The sequence below is a fragment of the Pseudomonas sp. NPDC089407 genome (genome assembly GCF_044900445.1).
Lineage (GTDB): Bacteria > Pseudomonadota > Gammaproteobacteria > Pseudomonadales > Pseudomonadaceae > Aquipseudomonas.
On the sequence record NZ_JBJDNB010000012.1, the window covers coordinates 42378 to 61323 of the forward strand.

General features: G+C 62.3%; 18 protein-coding genes, 1 tRNA gene and 1 pseudogene. 15 read left to right on the forward strand and 5 right to left on the reverse strand.

The features are described from left to right. The first annotated feature begins 4 nt into the window (after positions 1 to 4). The 12 genes from ruvA (at position 5) to ACI2KG_RS11645 (ending at position 8823) form a co-directional block, all read left to right on the forward strand. The gene (ruvA, locus tag ACI2KG_RS11590; RefSeq protein WP_110743812.1) at positions 5 to 622 is read left to right on the forward strand and encodes a Holliday junction branch migration protein RuvA; all 618 of its coding nucleotides are present in this window, start codon (positions 5 to 7) and stop codon (positions 620 to 622) included. Beyond that, positions 619 to 1665, forward strand: a complete 1047-nt coding sequence (gene ruvB / locus ACI2KG_RS11595) for a Holliday junction branch migration DNA helicase RuvB (RefSeq protein WP_404662000.1) — start codon at positions 619 to 621, stop codon at positions 1663 to 1665. The genes ruvA and ruvB overlap by 4 nt, the downstream gene beginning before the upstream one ends. Before the next feature lie 125 nt (positions 1666 to 1790). Continuing rightward, complete coding sequence (gene ybgC, locus ACI2KG_RS11600) at positions 1791 to 2243, forward strand: tol-pal system-associated acyl-CoA thioesterase (RefSeq protein WP_110743810.1); 453 nt, start codon at positions 1791 to 1793, stop codon at positions 2241 to 2243. A 2-nt stretch (positions 2244 to 2245) separates the two neighbouring features. Next, positions 2246 to 2941: a protein TolQ gene (gene tolQ, locus ACI2KG_RS11605; RefSeq protein ID WP_010952367.1), complete on the forward strand. Its 696-nt coding sequence runs from the start codon at positions 2246 to 2248 to the stop codon at positions 2939 to 2941. A gap of 14 nt (positions 2942 to 2955) precedes the next feature. Then, positions 2956 to 3408: a protein TolR gene (gene tolR / locus ACI2KG_RS11610; RefSeq protein ID WP_008090221.1), complete on the forward strand. Its 453-nt coding sequence runs from the start codon at positions 2956 to 2958 to the stop codon at positions 3406 to 3408. After that, the gene (gene tolA, locus ACI2KG_RS11615) at positions 3408 to 4517 is read left to right on the forward strand and encodes a cell envelope integrity protein TolA (protein ID WP_404662001.1); all 1110 of its coding nucleotides are present in this window, start codon (positions 3408 to 3410) and stop codon (positions 4515 to 4517) included. Before tolR ends, tolA begins: the two co-directional genes overlap by 1 nt. 26 nt (positions 4518 to 4543) lie before the next feature. Then, complete coding sequence (gene tolB, locus ACI2KG_RS11620) at positions 4544 to 5815, forward strand: Tol-Pal system beta propeller repeat protein TolB (RefSeq protein WP_218278946.1); 1272 nt, start codon at positions 4544 to 4546, stop codon at positions 5813 to 5815. A gap of 54 nt (positions 5816 to 5869) precedes the next feature. Continuing rightward, positions 5870 to 6370, forward strand: a complete 501-nt coding sequence (pal, locus tag ACI2KG_RS11625) for a peptidoglycan-associated lipoprotein Pal (protein WP_012273762.1) — start codon at positions 5870 to 5872, stop codon at positions 6368 to 6370. Positions 6371 to 6376: 6 nt separating this feature from the next. Continuing rightward, on the forward strand, positions 6377 to 7180 hold the full coding sequence (ybgF, locus tag ACI2KG_RS11630; protein WP_201204550.1) for a tol-pal system protein YbgF: 804 nt from the start codon (positions 6377 to 6379) through the stop codon (positions 7178 to 7180). A gap of 168 nt (positions 7181 to 7348) precedes the next feature. Beyond that, positions 7349 to 7996 carry a 7-carboxy-7-deazaguanine synthase QueE gene (gene queE, locus ACI2KG_RS11635; RefSeq protein WP_201204552.1) on the forward strand — a complete coding sequence of 216 codons (648 nt, stop codon included), beginning with the start codon at positions 7349 to 7351 and terminating at the stop codon, positions 7994 to 7996. 17 nt (positions 7997 to 8013) lie between these two features. Beyond that, a complete protein-coding gene (queC, locus tag ACI2KG_RS11640; protein WP_404662002.1) occupies positions 8014 to 8688 on the forward strand; it encodes a 7-cyano-7-deazaguanine synthase QueC in 675 nt (224 codons plus the stop codon). A 59-nt stretch (positions 8689 to 8747) separates the two neighbouring features. Then, positions 8748 to 8823 (forward strand) — tRNA-Lys (locus ACI2KG_RS11645). A gap of 223 nt (positions 8824 to 9046) precedes the next feature. On the opposite strand, the gene ACI2KG_RS11650 is transcribed toward ACI2KG_RS11645, so the two are convergent. From ACI2KG_RS11650 to ACI2KG_RS11665, 4 genes and pseudogenes are all read right to left on the reverse strand, one after another. Further along, the gene (locus ACI2KG_RS11650; protein ID WP_404662003.1) at positions 9047 to 10006 is read right to left on the reverse strand and encodes a cation diffusion facilitator family transporter; all 960 of its coding nucleotides are present in this window, start codon (positions 10004 to 10006) and stop codon (positions 9047 to 9049) included. Between the two features lie 145 nt (positions 10007 to 10151). Next, the gene (locus tag ACI2KG_RS11655) at positions 10152 to 10907 is read right to left on the reverse strand and encodes a methyl-accepting chemotaxis protein (protein ID WP_370739335.1); all 756 of its coding nucleotides are present in this window, start codon (positions 10905 to 10907) and stop codon (positions 10152 to 10154) included. A 102-nt stretch (positions 10908 to 11009) separates the two neighbouring features. Beyond that, positions 11010 to 12218 (reverse strand): annotated as a pseudogene (locus ACI2KG_RS11660) (HAMP domain-containing protein); the annotation flags it as partial. A 66-nt stretch (positions 12219 to 12284) separates the two neighbouring features. Then, a complete protein-coding gene (locus ACI2KG_RS11665; protein WP_404662004.1) occupies positions 12285 to 13637 on the reverse strand; it encodes an APC family permease in 1353 nt (450 codons plus the stop codon). A 447-nt stretch (positions 13638 to 14084) separates the two neighbouring features. Here ACI2KG_RS11665 and ACI2KG_RS11670 point away from each other — a divergent pair, with 447 nt between their 5' ends. Next, positions 14085 to 15593 (forward strand): YdgA family protein, encoded by a 1509-nt coding sequence (locus ACI2KG_RS11670; protein ID WP_404662005.1) that lies wholly within the window; start codon positions 14085 to 14087, stop codon positions 15591 to 15593. Between the two features lie 364 nt (positions 15594 to 15957). Further along, on the forward strand, positions 15958 to 17016 hold the full coding sequence (gene nadA, locus ACI2KG_RS11675) for a quinolinate synthase NadA (RefSeq protein ID WP_016711984.1): 1059 nt from the start codon (positions 15958 to 15960) through the stop codon (positions 17014 to 17016). 118 nt (positions 17017 to 17134) lie between these two features. Here nadA and ACI2KG_RS11680 read toward each other — a convergent pair whose 3' ends face one another. Further along, positions 17135 to 18571, reverse strand: a complete 1437-nt coding sequence (locus ACI2KG_RS11680; protein WP_400613396.1) for a M48 family metalloprotease — start codon at positions 18569 to 18571, stop codon at positions 17135 to 17137. A 122-nt stretch (positions 18572 to 18693) separates the two neighbouring features. Here ACI2KG_RS11680 and ACI2KG_RS11685 point away from each other — a divergent pair, with 122 nt between their 5' ends. Further along, the gene (locus ACI2KG_RS11685) at positions 18694 to 18933 is read left to right on the forward strand and encodes a sulfurtransferase TusA family protein (protein WP_012273752.1); all 240 of its coding nucleotides are present in this window, start codon (positions 18694 to 18696) and stop codon (positions 18931 to 18933) included. Positions 18934 to 18946: the final 13 nt, after the last annotated feature.

Consider the following 18946-nt stretch of genomic DNA (forward strand, 5'->3'; position numbering starts at 1 on the left):
GAACGTGATTGGACGTTTGCGCGGCACCCTGGCGGAGAAACAGCCGCCGCACCTGATTATCGACGTCAACGGCGTGGGCTACGAACTGGAAGTTCCCATGACCACGCTGTACCGTCTGCCCAAAGTGGGCGAAACCGTTACCGTGCACACCCACCTGGTGGTGCGCGAAGACGCCCACCTGCTCTACGGTTTTGCCGAAAAACGCGAGCGCGAACTGTTCCGCGAGCTGATCCGCCTGAACGGCGTAGGGCCGAAGCTGGCCCTGGCGCTGATGTCCGGGCTGGAAGTGGACGAGCTGGTGCGCTGCGTGCAGGCCCAGGACACCTCAGCGCTGGTGCGCGTGCCCGGCGTCGGTAAAAAGACCGCCGAACGCCTGCTGGTCGAGCTCAAGGACCGCTTCAAGGCCTGGGAAACCTCCCCGGCCATGTTTACCCTGGTGTCCGACGGGCCGTTGCCGGTCGCCAGCGAGTCCAGCGCCGAGGCCGATGCGGTCAGCGCCCTGGTCTCGCTGGGCTACAAGCCGCAGGAGGCGAGCAAGGCCATCGCCGCGATCAAGGACAAGGCCGGCCTGAGCAGTGAAGAACTGATCCGCCGCAGCCTGAAAGGGATGATTACCAAGTGATCGAAGCCGACCGCCTGATCGCCGCCAGCGGCCGCGACCGTGAAGAAGTCCAGGACCGTGCAATCCGCCCGCTGAGCCTGGACGAATACATCGGCCAGCCAGTGGTGCGCGAACAGATGGCGCTGTTCATCCAGGCCGCCCGTGGCCGTAGCGAGTCGCTCGACCACACCCTGATCTTCGGCCCGCCAGGCCTGGGCAAGACTACCCTGGCCAACATCATCGCCCATGAAATGGGCGTGTCGGTAAAGAGCACCTCGGGGCCTATCCTCGAGCGCCCGGGCGACCTCGCGGCCATGTTGACCAACCTCGAACCGCACGACGTGCTGTTCATCGACGAAATCCACCGGCTGTCGCCGGTCGTCGAAGAGGTGCTGTACCCGGCCATGGAAGACTTCCAGCTCGACATCATGATCGGCGAAGGCCCTGCGGCCCGTTCGATCAAGCTCGACCTGCCACCGTTCACCCTGGTGGGGGCGACCACCCGCGCCGGCATGCTCACCAACCCATTGCGTGACCGCTTCGGTATCGTCCAGCGCCTGGAGTTCTACAGCGACAAGGACCTGTCCACCATCGTCAGCCGCTCGGCCAACATCCTTGGCCTGGCCATCGAAGACCAGGGCGCCTACGAGATCGCCCGTCGCGCCCGCGGTACGCCACGTATCGCCAACCGCCTGCTGCGCCGCGTGCGCGACTATGCCGAGGTGCGTGGCAAGGGCCACATCACCAAGGCCGTGGCCGACATGGCGCTGAACCTGCTGGACGTCGACGAGCGCGGCTTTGACCATTCCGACCGCCGCCTGCTGCTGACCATGATCGAGAAGTTCGACGGTGGCCCGGTGGGCGTCGACAACCTGGCAGCAGCCATCAGCGAAGAGCGCCACACCATCGAGGACGTGCTGGAGCCGTACCTGATCCAGCAGGGTTACATCATGCGTACGCCACGTGGCCGTGTAGTCACCCGGCATGCCTACCTGCACTTCGGTCTGAATATTCCCGGGCGCCTGGGGGAGGGGGGCGATTTTTCCGAGCCGGCCGATGAATGACAGATCAAAAGCGACTTTTCGTGGTCCTAGCGCTGGCATGCCGAAGGTGCGCTGGCAATAAGACATTAATGAACAAAAAACAGTTGCCACAGCGGATTGGCAAGCTGAGGAGTAAGCACTAGAGTATGCGCGCGCAAAATGGCCTGGAACCGTTCGCACACCGTTGTCGCGTCTATTACGAAGATACCGATGCCGGTGGCGTGGTGTATTACGTCAATTACCTGAAATTCATGGAGCGCGCGCGCACCGAACGCCTGCGGCACCTGGGGTTTTCCCAGTCGCTGCTGGCCGAAGACAACCTGCTGTTCGTGGTCCATTCCAGCGAAGCGCGCTATCACGCGCCGGCGCGGCTGGACGACGAACTGCGAGTCACCGCGCAAGTACTTGAACTCAATCGCGCCAGCCTGCGTTTTGTACAGCAGGTCTGGCGGGAAAAGGATGAAACGCTGCTCTGCGAAGGGCAGTTCCTGGTGGCCGCAGTGCGTGCCGACACTTTCAAACCCCGAGCCATACCCCCCCAGCTGCGCGACGCCTTTGCGGCGGACGGCTCGGGTAATCAATCGAACGCAGGAGAATAAGCGTGGAAGCTAACGTCGTCGACCATACCTCCATGTGGAGTCTGGTCAGCAATGCCAGCGTGGTAGTTCAGCTGGTAATGCTGACCCTGGTGGCCGCCTCGGTCACTTCATGGATCATGATCTTCCAGCGCAGCACCATGCTGCGCGCCGGTCGTCGTGCGCTGGATGCCTTCGAGGAGCGCTTCTGGTCGGGCATCGACCTGTCCAAGCTGTACCGTCAGGCAGGCAGCAACCCTGACCCGGATTCCGGTGTCGAGCAGGTATTTCGCGCCGGTTTCAAGGAATTCTCGCGCCTGCGCCAGCAGCCGGGTGTTGACCCGGACGCGGTCATGGAAGGGGTTGGCCGTGCCATGCGCGTGGCCATTTCGCGCGAGGAAGAAAAGCTCGAGCAGAGTCTGCCGTTCCTGGCCACCGTCGGTTCTACCAGCCCGTACATCGGCCTGTTCGGTACCGTGTGGGGCATCATGAACTCTTTCCGCGGCCTGGCCAGCGCCCAACAGGCCACCCTGGCCACGGTTGCTCCGGGTATTGCCGAAGCGCTGATCGCCACCGCCATCGGCCTGTTCGCGGCTATCCCGGCCGTTATTGCCTACAACCGTTTCGCCGCGCGTAGCGAAGTGCTGATCGGCCGTTACTACACCTTCGCCGACGAGTTCCAGGCGATCCTGCACCGCAAAGTGCACACCAGCGAAGAGTAATCAGGTAGAAGCCCATGGCCCGAGTTCGCCACAAACGCAAGCCCGTCGCCGAGATGAACGTGGTGCCCTACATCGACGTGATGCTGGTGCTGCTGGTCATCTTCATGGTGACGGCGCCCATGCTCAACCAGGGTGTGAAGGTCGACCTGCCCAAGGTTTCCAGCGAAGCCTTGCCGCAGGACAACAACGTCCAGATCCTCACCATTTCCATCAAGGCCGATAAAACCTACTACTGGAACCTCGGCAGCGAAGTCGATACCGACAAGCAGATGGACAAGGCCATGACCTTGCCCGACATGACCAGCGCAGTGACCAAGATCATTGCCGCCGGCCGTGACCAGGGCAAGCAGACCCAGGTGTTCATCCGGGGAGACAAGGCTGTCGACTACGGCGCCGTCATGGGCGCCATGGGCGGGTTGCAGAAGGCCGGTGTCGGTAACGTTGGCCTGATTACCGAGGCGCCCTGATGCAACAGCGAGAGCCATCCGCCTCGGAAAGCTACTTCTGGCCCAGTGTCTGGGCCATCGGCCTGCATGTGCTGGTGTTCGCCCTGCTGTTCGTCAGTTTTGCCATGACGCCTGAGCTGCCGCCATCCAAGCCGATTGTTCAGGCTACCCTGTACCAGCTCAAGTCCAAGAGCCAGGCGACTACCCAGACCAATCAGAAGATTGCCGGGGAAGCGAAGAAAACCGCGTCGCGCCAGACCGAAGTCGAGCAGCTGGAGCAGAAGAAGGTCGAGCAGGAAGCCGTGAAGGCTGCGGAACAAAAGAAAGCCGACGCCGCTCAAAAGGCCGAAGAGGCCCGTGAAGCCGCCGAAGCGAAAAAAGCCGAGGACGCTGCCAAGGCGGCCGAAGCCGCCGAGGCCAAGAAAACCGCGGAAGCCAAGAAGGCCGAAGAGGCGAAGAAAGCCGCCGAGAAGCAGCAGGCTGACATCGCCAAGAAGAAGGCCGAGGAAGAAGCCAAGAAAAAAGCCGAAGAAGAGGCCAAGAAAGAGGCCGCTGAAGAGGCGAAGAAACAAGCCGCCGAGGATGCCAAGAAAAAGGCAGCCGAAGAGGCCAAGAAGAAAGCAGCCGAGGACGCCAAAAAGAAAGCGGCGGCCGAGGATGCGAAGAAGAAGGCAGCTGAAGAGGCCAAGAAAAAGGCCGCTGCAGACGCCCAGAAGAAAAAGGCACAGGAAGCGGCCCGCAAGGCGGCAGAAGACAAGAAGGCCCAGGCCCTGGCCGAGCTGTTGTCTGACACCACCGAGCGGCAGCAGGCGCTGGCTGACGAGCAAGGGGACCAGGTGGCCGGCGACTTCGACGACCTGATCCGCATGCGCGCAGCCGAGGGCTGGGCGCGCCCACCTTCCGCGCGCAAGGGCATGACGGTGACCCTGCAGGTCAACATGTTGCCGGACGGCACCATTACCAGTGTCAGCGTGGCCCGGTCCAGTGGTGACGGCCCGTACGACAGTTCGGCGGTGGCTGCGGTCAAGAACATTGGTCGTTTGACCGAAATGCAGGGTATGAAGCCGAGCGATTTCAACCGTTATCGTTCGTTCAAGATGACATTTACACCTGAGGATCTAGCGTTGTGATTAAACGTCTGAGAGGACTGCTGGTCATGCTCTGCTGCGTGGCAGGCATGGCGGTGGCAGAGGAAAAGAACATCCTGGTCACCAGCGGCAGCGACCGGGCCACACCCATTGCGGTCGTACCCTTCGGTATGCAGGGCGGCAGCGTGCTGCCCGAAGACATCGCCGACATCATTGGTAACGACCTGCGCAACTCCGGCTACTACTCGCCGATTCCGCGGCAGAACATGATCAGCCAGCCGTCGCAGGCCAGCGAAGTGATCTTCCGTGACTGGAAAGCGCTGGGTGCCCAGTACGTGATGGTTGGCAGCATCGTGCCGTCGGGCGGTCGCCTGCAGGTGCAGTACGCGCTGTTCAACGTCGCCACCGAGCAGCAAGTGCTGACCGGTAGCGTGGCGGGCAGCACCGACCAGCTGCGCGACATGGCGCACTACATTGCCGACCAGTCGTTCGAGAAGCTCACCGGCATCAAGGGTGCGTTCTCTACCCGCATGCTGTACGTGACGGCCGAGCGTTTCTCCACCAACAACACCCGCTACACCCTGCAGCGTTCGGACTACGACGGTGCACGTGCAGTGACCCTGCTGCAATCGCGTGAGCCGATCCTGTCGCCGCGCTTTGCACCGGATGGCAAGCGTATCGCCTACGTGTCGTTCGAGCAGAAGCGCCCACGCATCTTTGTGCAGAACATCGATACCGGCCGCCGCGAGCAGGTGACCAACTTCGAAGGCTTGAACGGCGCGCCAGCCTGGTCGCCCGACGGTTCGCGCCTGGCGTTCGTGCTGTCGAAAGACGGCAACCCGGACATTTACGTGATGAACGTGGCTTCGCGCCAGATCAGCCGCGTCACCGCAGGCCCGGGTATCAATACCGAGCCGTTCTGGGGTAAAGATGGCAACACCCTTTACTTCACTTCCGACCGTGGCGGCAAACCGCAGATCTACAAACAGTCGGTCAGTGGTGGTGGTGCCGAGCGTGTAACGTTCGTGGGTAACTACAACGCCAACCCGAAACTTTCGGCAGACGAAAAAACCCTGGTGATGATCCATCGCCAACAGGGCTTTACCAACTTCAAAGTGGCGGCACAGGACTTGCAACGCGGAAGTGTAAAGATTCTGTCTGAAACAAGTCTTGATGAGTCTCCCACTGTTGCGCCTAACGGCACCATGCTAATCTACGCCACCCGCCAGCAGGGCCGGGGAGTCTTGATGCTCGTGTCGCTTAATGGCCGCGTGAGGCTCCCACTTCCTACCGCTCAAGGCGAAGTCAGAGAACCGTCCTGGTCCCCTTACCTGAACTGATTGCGGCGTAATACGTTTTGCTTAACACACTGGGGTTTCATTAGGAGTTTCACGATGGAAATGCTGAAGTTTGGTAAATTTGCTGCGCTGGCACTGGCCATGGCCGTAGCTGTAGGTTGCTCCTCGAAGGGCGGTGACAACGCAGGCGAAGGCGCTGCTGTAGATCCTAACGCTGGCTACGGTGCCAACACTGGCGCAGTTGACGGTTCCCTGAGCGAAGAAGCCGCCCTGCGCGCAATCACCACCTTCTACTTCGAATACGACAGCTCGGACCTGAAGCCAGAAGCCATGCGCGCTCTGGACGTTCACGCCAAGGACCTGAAGTCCAACGGCAACCGCGTTGTTCTGGAAGGCAACACCGACGAGCGCGGCACCCGCGAGTACAACATGGCTCTGGGTGAGCGTCGTGCGAAAGCCGTTCAGCGCTACCTGGTTCTGCAGGGCGTTTCCCCTGCTCAGCTGGAACTGGTTTCCTACGGCGAAGAGCGTCCAGTTGCTACCGGCAACGACGAGCAGTCCTGGGCTCAGAACCGTCGCGTAGAACTGCGTAAGTAAGTTCTTATGCGTATGTGCCGCCGTGTAGTAACCGTCCTCGCACTCAGCCTGCCGCTCGCGGCCTGGGCTGAGGTCCCTGTAGTAGATGACAACGCAGGCAGTTATCCGCCTGCGGGTTATGGCACGAGCGGCGCCTATGCCGGGTCGGGGGCTTCGGCCCCTGCCTCTGCACAGGGTCAGCTGTTCATGCAGCTGCAACAGATGCAGGACCAGCTTTCCCGCCAGCAAGGCATCATCGAAGAGCTGCAGAACGATGTGTCGCGCATGAAGCAGGAAAACCTGGAGCGATACCAGGACCTGGACCGTCGCATCAACAGTGGCGCTGCGCCTGCCGCAACCCCTGACAATTCCTCCGGTGGTGCATCCAATGCCGCCTCCGGTGCAGCAGCCGGTGCTGCTGCGCAACAACCGGCCGCCAGTAGCGAGCCCGGTGATCCGGCGAAAGAAAAGCTCTACTACGATGCCGCTTTCGACCTGATCAAGCAGAAAGACTTCGACAAGGCCAGCCAGGCGTTCAACGCGTTCCTGCGCAAGTACCCGAACAGCCAGTATGCCGGCAACGCCCAGTACTGGTTGGGTGAAGTGAACCTGGCCAAGGGTGACCTGCCAGGCGCTAGCCAGGCCTTTGCCCAGGTCAGCCAGAAGTATCCGAAGCACAGCAAGGTGCCAGATTCGCTGTACAAACTGGCCGATGTCGAGCGCCGCATGGGCCACACCGACAAGGTCAAGGGCATCCTGCAACAGGTCATCACCCAGTACCCCGGCACCTCTGCCGCGCAACTGGCCCAGCGTGACCTGCAAAAGCTGTAAGCGTTGTAGCAGTACCGTTCAAAAGAAACCCGCGCCAGTCGCGGGTTTTTTCGTTAGAATCTGTGCCCTTTTTTCATAAACACGCTGCTGCGGATAACGCCATGTCGAGTCCGCGACAGTGCCTGACGGAGGCGGACAGCCTGTTTAGCTGTCACGCCCGTGGCGAGCATGCAAGACACATTACGCATCACCGAAGTCTTTTACTCGTTGCAGGGTGAAACGCGAACGGCTGGGCTGCCCACGGTATTCGTGCGGCTCACCGGCTGCCCCCTGCGCTGCCAGTACTGCGACAGTGCCTATGCCTTCAGTGGTGGTACCGTTCGCACCCTCGATTCGATCCTTGAGCAAGTGGCGGGTTTCAAGCCACGCTATGTCTGCGTCACTGGGGGTGAGCCACTGGCCCAGCCCAACGCCTTGCCGTTGTTGCAGCGGCTGTGCGATGCCGGTTACGAGGTGTCGCTGGAGACCAGCGGCGCGCTGGATATCGCCGGCACCGACACCCGTGTCAGCCGCGTGGTCGACCTGAAGACCCCGGGTTCGGAGGAGTCGCACCGTAACCTCTACTCGAACATCGAACAGCTGACCCGCAATGACCAGGTCAAGTTCGTCATCTGTTCCCGTGAGGACTACGACTGGGCGGTTTCCAAGCTCATCCAGTACAACCTGGCCGAGCGTGCCGGTGAGGTGTTGTTCTCGCCCAGCCATCACCAAGTGAAGGCCAGCGACCTGGCCGACTGGATCGTTGCCGACAACCTGCCCGTGCGCTTCCAGCTGCAGCTGCACAAGCTGCTGTGGAACGACGAACCCGGACGTTGATTGAGGAGCAAGCACACATGACCGAAAAACGCGCAGTAATCCTGTTGTCGGGCGGCCTGGACTCGGCCACCGTGGTAGCCATGGCCAAGGCCGAAGGCTACAGCTGCTACACCATGAGTTTCGACTATGGCCAGCGCCACCGGGCCGAGCTGAACGCTGCCGCCCGCGTGGCCCGCGACCTGGGCGTGGTGGAGCACAAGGTGATTGGCCTGAGCCTTGATGGCATTGGCGGCTCGGCATTGACCGACAGCAGCATCGACGTGCCGGAAACCCCCGGCGAAGGTATTCCGGTCACCTACGTGCCGGCGCGTAACACCGTGTTCCTGTCGCTGGCCCTGGGCTGGGCAGAAGTGCTGGAAGCGCGGGATATTTTCATTGGCGTCAACGCAGTGGACTATTCCGGTTACCCGGATTGCCGCCCCGAGTTCGTTGAGGCCTTCGAGCGCATGGCCAACCTGGCGACCAAGGCCGGGGTAGAAGGGCAGGGCTTCCGCATCCAGGCGCCGCTGCAGAGCATGAGCAAGGCACAGATCGTGCAAGCCGGCATGTCCCGTGGTGTGGACTACAGCCTGACCGTGTCTTGCTACCAGGCCGACGACGATGGCCGTGCCTGTGGCAAATGCGACAGTTGCCGCCTGCGCGCCGACGGTTTCAAGGCCGCCGGTGTGCAAGACCCAACGCGCTACGCTTGAAAAATTGTGATGGGGTATTGATTTCCCGTTAGAAATCAGTATTATACGCGCCATCCAACGGGTCGTTAGCTCAGTTGGTAGAGCAGTTGGCTTTTAACCAATTGGTCGTAGGTTCGAATCCTACACGACCCACCATACACAGTACGTCAAAGCCCGCTACCAGCAATGGTCGCGGGCTTTTTCGTTATCCACTGGCTTTTGGGGTTGCGCGGTCCCCCTGTAGGAGCGGCCTTGTGTCGCGATCGGGCTGCAAAGCAGCCCGGCAATTTATGCATCGGCGCTGAAACCCTGGGGCTGCTTCGCAGCCCGATCGCGACACAAGGCCGCTCCTACAGGGATCGCACAAGCCTCAGGTTGGCTATTCAGCCCACTCAGGGTCACCAGTGAACACCACCGTCAGCCAGCGGTCCGGCCCTTCACCGCCCACGGCATCGCCAATCTCGTTGCGCCACGCATCCCATTCATCGATCGTCTTCGCGGCCATGGCCTTGGGCACGATGAAATACAACTCGATCTCCCGCGAGCGCCCGACCTTGGCCACATAGGCCCGGTACGACTGCAGCCCATGGCGGGCGACGAAAGCCTTGGCCACTTCATCCACGTGCAGCTTGAGGTCGCCAGGGGTGACCAGGAAGATCTCCGACAGCGCCTGGCGCACCACCGACATCGGCAGTGGCACGATTACCAGACACACCAGCGCCAAAACCGCCGGGTCGATGTAGGGCGATACCCATTCAAGCGACGTGCCCTGCACCGCATACCCAAAGCAGAAGGCGACCAGCAGCGCAGCGGTGATGCTGGCCGACATCACCCAGCCCTTGACGTCCATGCGCACGAAGTCCGACTTCAGCGTGCGGTTGGCGCGCGCCTCGATCACGGCGATGGTCACGCAGGTGATCACGGTCAGCACGGCATAGACCATGGCAATGCCGAACTCCAGGTGACGGCCGCCTTGCAGCAGGCTGCTGACGGCGTTGATCAGCGCGTAGATGGCCACGCCGCTGAGCAGGATGCCGTTGAGTGCCAGCACCATCGGTTCCAGGTGCCAGAAGCCCATGGTGAAGCGCTCGCGCAGCTTGCGGGACATCTGCACGCTGGTGGTGTGCGAGGTGATCAGCTTGACCACCACCAGCGACAGGCCGCTCATGCTGGCGTCGACCAGCGAGTAGACGCCGTCGAAGACGATGGAGTAGGAGCCGGAGGCCACGCCGAAGGCGATGCCGATGCTGGCGATGAACAGGGTGACGGCGATCGAGGTGCGTAACAGGCCCTGTTCGCTGGTGATGTCGAAGAAGATGGAGCGGGTTGGGTTTTGCATAGAGTGTGCTCGGTAAAGTCGATGATGCTGTAGTGCCTATCAGGGCCCTATCGCCGGCAAGCCAGCTCCCACAGGTTTTGCACAGACCTCAAGCTCGGCGAGCTCTCTGTGGGAGCTGGCTTGCCGGCGATAGGGCCCTTGCGGGTTAGACGCGAAACTGCTCCATCAGCGCCTGCTGCTGGTTGGCCAGCCGGTTCAGGGCCTGGCTGATGCGTGCCGATTCATCGGCCTGGCCGGCCAGCGATTCTGTCACATCGCGAATGCCGGCCACGTTGCGGTTCACTTCCTCGGCCACTGCGCTCTGCTCTTCTGCGGCCGAGGCAATTTGCAGGTTCATGTCGCTGATCACCGCCACCGCCTCGCCAATGCGTTGCAGGGCTGGCAATGCCTGTTCCATTCGTGCGGCACTGTCCTGCGCCTGGCGCTGGCCTTCGTGCATGGCGCCCACCACATCCTGCGTGCCTTGCTGCAAGCCTTCAATGACCTGGCGGATTTCCTCCACCGACACCTGGGTGCGTTGGGCCAGCCCGCGCACCTCGTCGGCGACTACGGCAAAGCCACGCCCGGCTTCGCCGGCGCGGGCCGCTTCGATGGCGGCATTGAGTGCCAGCAGGTTGGTTTGCTCGGCGATGGTGCGAATCACCTCCAGCACCGAGCCGATCTGCCCGCTGCGGCCTTCCAGGGCGCGTGCCTCGTCCATGGCGGTGTTCATGCCGGCAGCCAGGCGGTCGATGCCCTGGCGCGTGCTGTCGATCAGTTGCAGGCCCTCTTGGCTGGCCTGGTCGGCGGCCCGTGCGGCCTGGGCTGCCTGCGAAGCGTTGTGGGCTACATCCAGCGCAGTGGCGCTCATTTCGTTGGCGGCAGTGGCCACCTGTTCGATTTCCCGGTGCTGCTGTTGCATGCCGTTGCTGGTCTGGCTGGCGATGGCGGCCGACTGGTCAGCAGTGCCGCGGGCCTCATGCAGCGAGCCTTTGACCTGGGCGATGACCGGCTGCAGCTTGTCGAGGAAGCGGTTGAACCAGCCGGTGAGCTGGCCCAGTTCGTCCTGCCGGGCGTAGTCCAGGCGACGGGTGAGGTCGCCTTCGCCACTGGCGATGTCTTCCAGGCGTGCGGCCACGGCCAGGATTGGCCGGGTAACGCCGCGTGCGGTCAGCCACACCAGCAGTAAACCGACCACGGCGGCGCCCAGGCCGATCAGCAGGCTGGTCATGTTGGCGCTCTGGTTATGTGCATCCAGGCGCTGGTTGAGGGCCACGGCGGGCGCCTGCAGCACGCTTTCCGGCAGCTCCAGCAAGACCTGCCATGGGGCAGCGCCTGGAATGGGCGTGAACGGGTGGGCGACGCGCAACAGGCCGTCGGCGACTGCCTGGTCCATGGGCTTGCCAAGCGAGCTGTCGTCGCGGCTGTTGCCAGCCAGCAGGCCGGCGGCGCTGGCGATACTCACCTGGCCCTGGCCATCGAACAGCTCGCGGCGGCCGTCCACGCTCAGTTGCTGCAAGTTGGCCAGGCCGATGTCCAGGCCGACCACGCCGACCACCTTGCCGTGCTCCAGCAGGGGCAGGGCAATGCTGGTCATCAATACCTGGCGGCCGTTGACCTCGTCCAGATACGGTTCGAGCATGCAGGTTCTGCCGGAGTCCTGCGGGCAGGTCAGCCAACGGTTCTTCGCCGCGCCGTTGCTGCTGATGCTGGCATCGCCGAGCATCGATTCGGGCATGGCTTCACGTTCCAGGTTGCCGGGGCTTGGTTGTGACCAGTACAGCGAAAAACGCCCGCTCTCGTTGCTGCCCATGGCGTCCTGGCCGCGGTACTGGGTGTCTTGCTGGTCCAGGGCATTGGGCAGGAACACCAGGTACAGGCCGATCACGTCCGGGTTGCCGGCCAGGCTGGCACGCGCCTGCTGAGTCAGTTCGGCACGCAGGTCGCTGCCGCCACGGGCCTTCAGCACCTGCACCAGGCGGGCAAAGCCGTTGCCGTACTGGTAGGCGTCCATGAAGTAACGCTGGATGCGCAGGGCCTGGGTTTCGGCGTGGGCCTGCAGGCGCTGGCGCGCGCTGCTGTCGAGCATGGCGGTGTTGGCCTGGTTGACCAGGGCAGCGCTGCGCTGCGCCTGGGTCAGTGAGGTGGCCACCAGCAAGGCGACGATGGCCAGCAGGCACAGGCCGGCGAGCAGGGTGATCTTCCACTGGATGGAGAGGCGACGCAGCGGCATGAGGGCTTTCCTTTTCGATCAAGTACAACGCCCGCGATCAGGCGCGGGCGTTGTTGGCAGCGTGGGTCATTCGGCAATGTAGTTGGGCGGTGCCGCGCGGAAGGCTTTGGTCAGCCAGCCCAGATAAACCAGCCCGAGCGCAGCCCAGATGCCGCCAAACATCAGAGAATGCGCATTCAGGTCCAGCCACAGCGAGACAATAATGCAGAAACCGATGGTCGGCAGCACCAGGTACTTCAACTGGTTGCCCAGGCCCTTGCGGTTGCCTTCGCGCAGGTAGCAGTGGTTGATTACCGACAGGTTGACGAAGCTGAACGCGACCAGGGCGCCGAAGTTGATGATCGAGGTGGCGGTCACCAGGTCGAAGAAAATCGCCGACAGCGAAATGACGCCGACCACAGCAATGTTCAGCACCGGCGTCTTATAGCGCGAATGCAGGCGGGCGAACACGCTGGCCGGGATCACGTTGTCGCGGCCCATCACGTACAGCAGGCGCGAGACGCTGGTCTGCGAGGCCAGGCCCGAGGCGATGGTGTTGATCACGGTGCAGGCAATGAAGATCGACTGGAACAGCTTGCCGCCGACATACAGGGCAATTTCCGGCAGGGCGGCTTCCTGGTCATGGAAGCGCGCCATGGTCGGGAAGTAGGCCTGTATGAAGTACGACACGGTGATGAACACCACGCCACCGATCAGGGCGGTGAGGAAGATCGCCCGTGGGATGGTCTCGGCCGGGTCACGGGTTTCCTCGGACAGGCAGGTGACTGCGTCAAAGCCCAGGAACGAGAAGCACAGGATGGTCGCACCGGCGGCCAGGGCGCTGAACTGGGTCTGGCTGTCGGCAAATGGCATCAGGCTCCAGGCCGTCCCCAGCCCTTCGCCGTGGTCCAGGCCGCGTACGCACAGGTAGATGAACACGGCGATGATCGCTACCTGCACGCCCACGAACAGCAGGTTGAAGTGCGCCACCAGGTTCACGCTGCGCATGTTGATCAGGCTGATCAGGGTGACGAAGCCGGCCACCCAGATCCACTCCGGCACTTCCGGGAACATGGCCGAAAGGTACAGCTTGGCCAGCAGCGCATTGACCATCGGCAGCAGCAGGTAGTCCAGCAGCGACGACCAGCCGACCAGGAAGCCCACGTGCGGGTTGATCGCGCGCTGGGTGTAGGTGTAGGCCGAGCCCGATTGCGGGAAGCGTTTTACCAGGGTGCCGTAGCTCACGGCAGTGAACAGGATACCGGCAAGCGCCAGGATATAGGCGCTGGGTACATGGCCGGCAGTAATCCCGCTGACGATGCCGAAGGTGTCGAACACGGTCATCGGCGTCAGGTAGGCCAGGCCGATGATGATCACGTGCCAGAGGCGCAGGGATTTGCGAAGTTGGCCGTTACCGGCAGCGCTGTGGTCATGCGGCATGCTGGCATGGCTCCTGCTGCTGGGCGTAAACGGCGGGCACGGTGTATTGCGCATGCGGCAAGGGCGAGCGGGTGGGCTCCATGTTGTTCACCTTTTATGTTGGAGCGGCGGAAGGCGCGGGGGGACGCGCTAAGTGGTGAAAATAAAAAACGATGGGTAGGTGAGTGTCAAGTTAAACATGACAAGATGTTACGTAATTGAAATATTTATCGATTTAACTGGCAATTTGTTCGGTTCTTGCGCGTTTTTTTGCGGTTATGATCAATTTGAGTGTTCGTAAAAATTAACGAAGCGGTCGTTTGGTTAATCGGTGTGTCGGACGCTTCCCAAAAGCAGGATTTCGGCACATGGGCCCGCATCCCATTCTGGCGGGGGTGATACTCTTCGCACTCGGTGTGGCCCCCTGGCCGCCTACCCAGCCCTTACGGACAGCAATCGGTTCAATTCATGAAGAAATCAGTTGGCATCCTTTCCGGCCTGGCTATCGCCATCGCCGTCGCAACCACCGCTGGCGCGTGGTACACCGGCAAGCAGCTACCGGCCGAGCTGGACAACGCTGTCGCCCGCAGCAATGCCGAGCTGCAAAAGGCTCTGGTCACTACCGGTGGCAGCATGAGCATCGAACGAGTGTCGCTGGAGCAGCATTTCTTCAGCAGCACCGCCCAGTACCGGCTCAAGGCCCGTGACATCAACGTGGGTGAAGGCGAGGTGATCAACTTCGACGTGGGCGTGACCGACCAGATCGAGCATGGCCCGTTCCCCTGGTCGCGGGTCAAGGCGCTTAAGCTGATGCCGGTGCTGGCCGTCAGCAACAGCACGCTGCAGAAGGACGAGGCCATCGCGCCGTGGTTCGCTGCCGCAGGCGATAAGGCCCCCCTCAGCGCGCAGACCAGCCTGGGTTACGGCGGCGATGTGGTCAGCCAGATTCAACTGGCGCCGCTTAAGCTCGACAAGGCGGACGGCAACAGCCTCGACTTTTCGGGCATGCAGTTGGAGGTGAGTGGTGACAAGGATGGCAAGGCCTCGAAGTTCCACGGCCATGCCGACCGCTTGCTCATGAAACTGGTGAGTGACGACCAGCCACCGGCTACGTTCGAGCTGCAGGGCCTGAAGCTTGGCGGCAACCTGGCGGCCACCGCGCACGATGCCATCTATGTGGGTAATGTCGACCTGCTGTTGACCGAGGCCAAGGTCACCCTGGGGCCGAAACAGCAGGTGCTGCTGGTCAAGGGTGTGGAGCAGAACGCCCTGCAGACCCTCGAAGGCCCGGATACCGTGGGCGGACGCGTTGACTACAAAGTCGGCGACATCAGCTGGGACGGCCGTGCGGTCGGCAAGGCGCAGATGGCAGTGAGCATCACCTCGGTCAATGCCCCGGCACTGCAGGCTTTGTCGAAGTGGTACCAGTCGCACCTTGCAGAGTTCGAAGCCGCCGCGGCCGCTGGCCAGCCGGTGCCGCAAATCCAGATGGACGATGCCGAAAAGGCCCGTTTCCAGGGCGACCTGCAGAAGCTGCTGGCCGCCAAGCCCAAGGTGGCGGTAGAGAACTTGTCGTTCAAGACCGCCAATGGCGAGAGCCGCTTCAACTTGTCGATGAACTTTGCCGCACCGACCAGTTTCGACCTGCCGCCGGACCAGCTGAGCAAGCAGATGATCACTGAGGTGAAGAGCAAGCTGTCGCTGTCCAAGCCGATGATCGGTGACCTGGCGACCTTGCAGGCGCTGCTGGAAGGCCAGACCGACGCCCAGGCGATTGCCATGCAGTCGGGGCAGGCGGGTGAGATGGTCGGCATGATGGCGCTGCAGAGCGGCATGGCCACCGTGCAGGGCGATGATGTGGTCAGCAGCCTGCACTATGCCGATGGCATGGTCGATTTCAATGGGCAGAAGATGACCGTGGAAGAGTTTGCCATGCTTATGGCGGCGCACCTGGCAGCCTTGTCGCCGCAGGGGTAATGCCTGTTCTGTCAGGCAACACCGTCCTGTAGGAGCGGCCTTGCCGGGGCGCCGGACCGGTCGGAAAGGGCTGCAAAGCAGCCCCAGCAATTTGTGCATCTGCGCTGAAATCTTGGGGCTGCTTCGCAGCCCTTTCGCGACACAAGGCCGCTCCTACACAAAGCGCATTGCGAGCAGCTTAGAGAGCAACACAAAAACCCCTTTAGTAATCGCTGGATTGGCTGTAGCCTTCGGCCTCCGATAATAATCCGTGCCCGCAGAGAGCCGTGGCGGCCTGTATGCCGTCCGGCACCCTTAGCCGATCTGCCAGGGCCGGGTGATACACTCGATTTGACGCGCACGCGCGCCTGCAGGTCCAGCGATCATGACCCAGATTTCCGAACGCCTGTTGGTTCAGGCCCACCTCGACGCCAAGCAGCCCAACCCGCTGACAGCCGAGCAGGAGGCCGAATACCGTGCGGCCATCGCTGCCGAGCTGAAGGCCCAGAATGCTGTTCTGGTCGCCCACTACTACTGCGACCCGGTTATCCAGGCGCTGGCCGAAGAAACCGGCGGCTGCGTGTCCGACTCGCTGGAAATGGCCCGCTTCGGCAAGAACCACCCGGCCGAAACAGTAATTGTTGCCGGTGTGCGCTTCATGGGCGAAACGGCAAAAATCCTCACCCCGGAAAAGCGCGTGCTGATGCCGACGCTGGAGGCCACCTGCTCGCTCGACCTCGGTTGCCCGGTGGAAGAGTTCTCGGCGTTCTGCGACCAGCACCCGGAGCGTACGGTGGTGGTCTACGCCAACACCTCGGCTGCCGTGAAGGCGCGTGCCGACTGGGTAGTGACGTCGAGCTGCGCGCTGGAAATCGTCGAAAGCCTGATGGACAACGGCGAAACCATTATCTGGGGCCCGGACCAGCACCTGGGCCGTTACATCCAGAAGCAAACCGGTGCCGACATGCTGCTGTGGGACGGTGCCTGCATCGTTCACGAAGAGTTCAAATCGCGCCAGTTGGCCGACATGAAAGCGCTGTACCCGGACGCTGCGATCCTGGTGCACCCGGAGTCGCCGGAAGCGGTGATAGAGCTGGCCGACGCGGTGGGTTCCACCAGCCAGCTGATCAAAGCTGCGCAGACGCTGCCGAACAAGACCTTCATCGTCGCCACCGACCGCGGCATCTTCTACAAGATGCAGCAGTTGTGCCCGGATAAAGAATTTGTCGAGGCGCCGACTGCCGGTAATGGCGCGGCGTGCCGCAGCTGCGCGCACTGCCCGTGGATGGCGATGAATACCCTGGAGCGGGTGCTGCATTGCTTGCGCAATGGCGGTGACGAGATCTTTGTCGACCCGGCGCTGGTGCCCAAGGCCATCAAGCCGCTGAACCGGATGCTGGACTTTACCCAGGCGGCGCGGTTGAAACTGTCCGGGAACGCCTGAAATTGCTGGGGCCGCTTTGCGGCCCGATCGCGACACAAGGCCGCTCCTACAGAGGAATGCGATCCTTTGTAGGAGCGGCGTTGTGTCGCGATCGGGGCGCAAAGCGCCCCCAAAACTCTCAACGCCCCATCATTTCCTGAACCATACGCCGCTGTTCCATGATCTCCCGCTGACGCTGGTCAATCTGTGAAGCCAGCGGGAAGTTGCCGCCCGCCCGGCGCTTGGCGTAATCCAGCTGCTGAATCGCCTGGTCAAAATCCCCGACCAAGGTGAAGTACTCCGCCCGCGCCCGGTGCAAACCGATGGTATTGCCCGACAACCCACGCACCTCGGCCATGTCGTACCACACATCCGGGTCATCCGGCCGGCTCTTCACCAGCTCGTTCAACACTTTCTCCGCCTCGGCCGGCTTGTTCTGCTTCACCAGTAAATCGGCGCGCACCTGTTTAAGCGGGTAGTTGCCCGGGTACAGCCCCTGCATCCGCTCAGCCCGTTGCTGGGCATCGGCCAGGCGGTTGTTGGTGATGTCCAGGTCGATCTGCGCCAGGTTGTAGGTGATGTCGTTGGGCGCCTTGGCCAGCAGCGGCTTGAGCATTTCCCGCGCTTCGTTCAGTTGGCCACCCTTGATTTGCGCCAGGGCCAGGCCGTAACGCGCCGCGTCGAGCTTGGGGTCTTCGTCCAGCTGGGCGCGGAAGCGTTTGGCGGCAAGCCCGGGCGTACCCTCGTAGGTCAGCGCCACGCGGGCGCGTATCAACTGGTAACGCATGCTGTCTTCCACGCCACCCTTGGGCGCCTGGTCGGCGCGGTTACGGGTGTCGGCGATACGCGATTCGGTCACCGGGTGAGTGAGCAGGAATTCCGGAGGCTTGGCGTCATAGCGGTACTGGCGCGCCAGGCGCTCGAACATGGTCGGCATGTTGCGCGGATCGTAACCGGCCTTTTCCAGGTTCTGGATGCCGATGCGGTCGGCTTCCTGTTCGTTTTGCCGCGAGAAGCGCCGCTGTTCCTGAATGGCCGCCGCCTGGGTACCGGCGATCATGCCGATACCGGCATCGCCAGCGCCGCCGGCCGCCAGCACGATACCGGCCAGCAGTGCGGCCATCATCGGCAGCTGCATGCGCTGCTGGGCCTCGACGCCACGGGCAAAGTGGCGTTGCGACAAGTGCGCCAGTTCGTGCGCCAGTACCGACGCGTACTCGCCTTCGGTCTGGGCATTGAGGAACAGCCCGCCGTTGACCCCGACAATGCCACCCGGGGCGGCAAAGGCATTGAGCTCGCGGCTGTCGATAAGGATGAACTCCAGGCGACGGTCCTGCAGTTGGCTGGTTTCGGCCAGCTTGTACACGCTGGTTTCGACGAAGTCCTTGAGTTGCGGGTCGTTGAGCTGGTTGACCTGGCCGCGCAGCAGGCTCAGCCAGGCGCGGCCAAGCTGGTGTTCCTGCTGCGGCGAGACGATCGCGGAACTGGCGTCACCCAGCGATGGCAGGTCGTCAGCATGGCCGGGGAGGGCCAACAGGCAGGCCAGCGTCAGCAGGGTAGGGCGCAGTAGATTCATGCATGAAGCTCGCGTCGGATCAAAGATACCTACTGTAGCGGGCTCACACGTTGGCGACCAGTGGCGCTATCCTAGCCAGCCCTGCCAACAAGCAGTCTGGCAATGCCTTTGGAGACCCTGCGATGAGTGACACCCTGACCTGCGATGCCGAACTGGACGCCAGTGGGCTGAATTGCCCTTTGCCGCTGCTCAAGGCCAAGATGGAACTCAATCGCCTGGCCAGCGGCGCGGTGCTCAAGGTGATCGCCACCGACGCCGGGTCGCAGCGTGACTTCCGCACTTTCGCCCAGCTGGCCGGTCACACCCTGCTGCAGGAAACGGCCGAGGCCGGTACATACACCTACTGGCTGCGCAAGGCCTGAGTCTTTTCCAAGG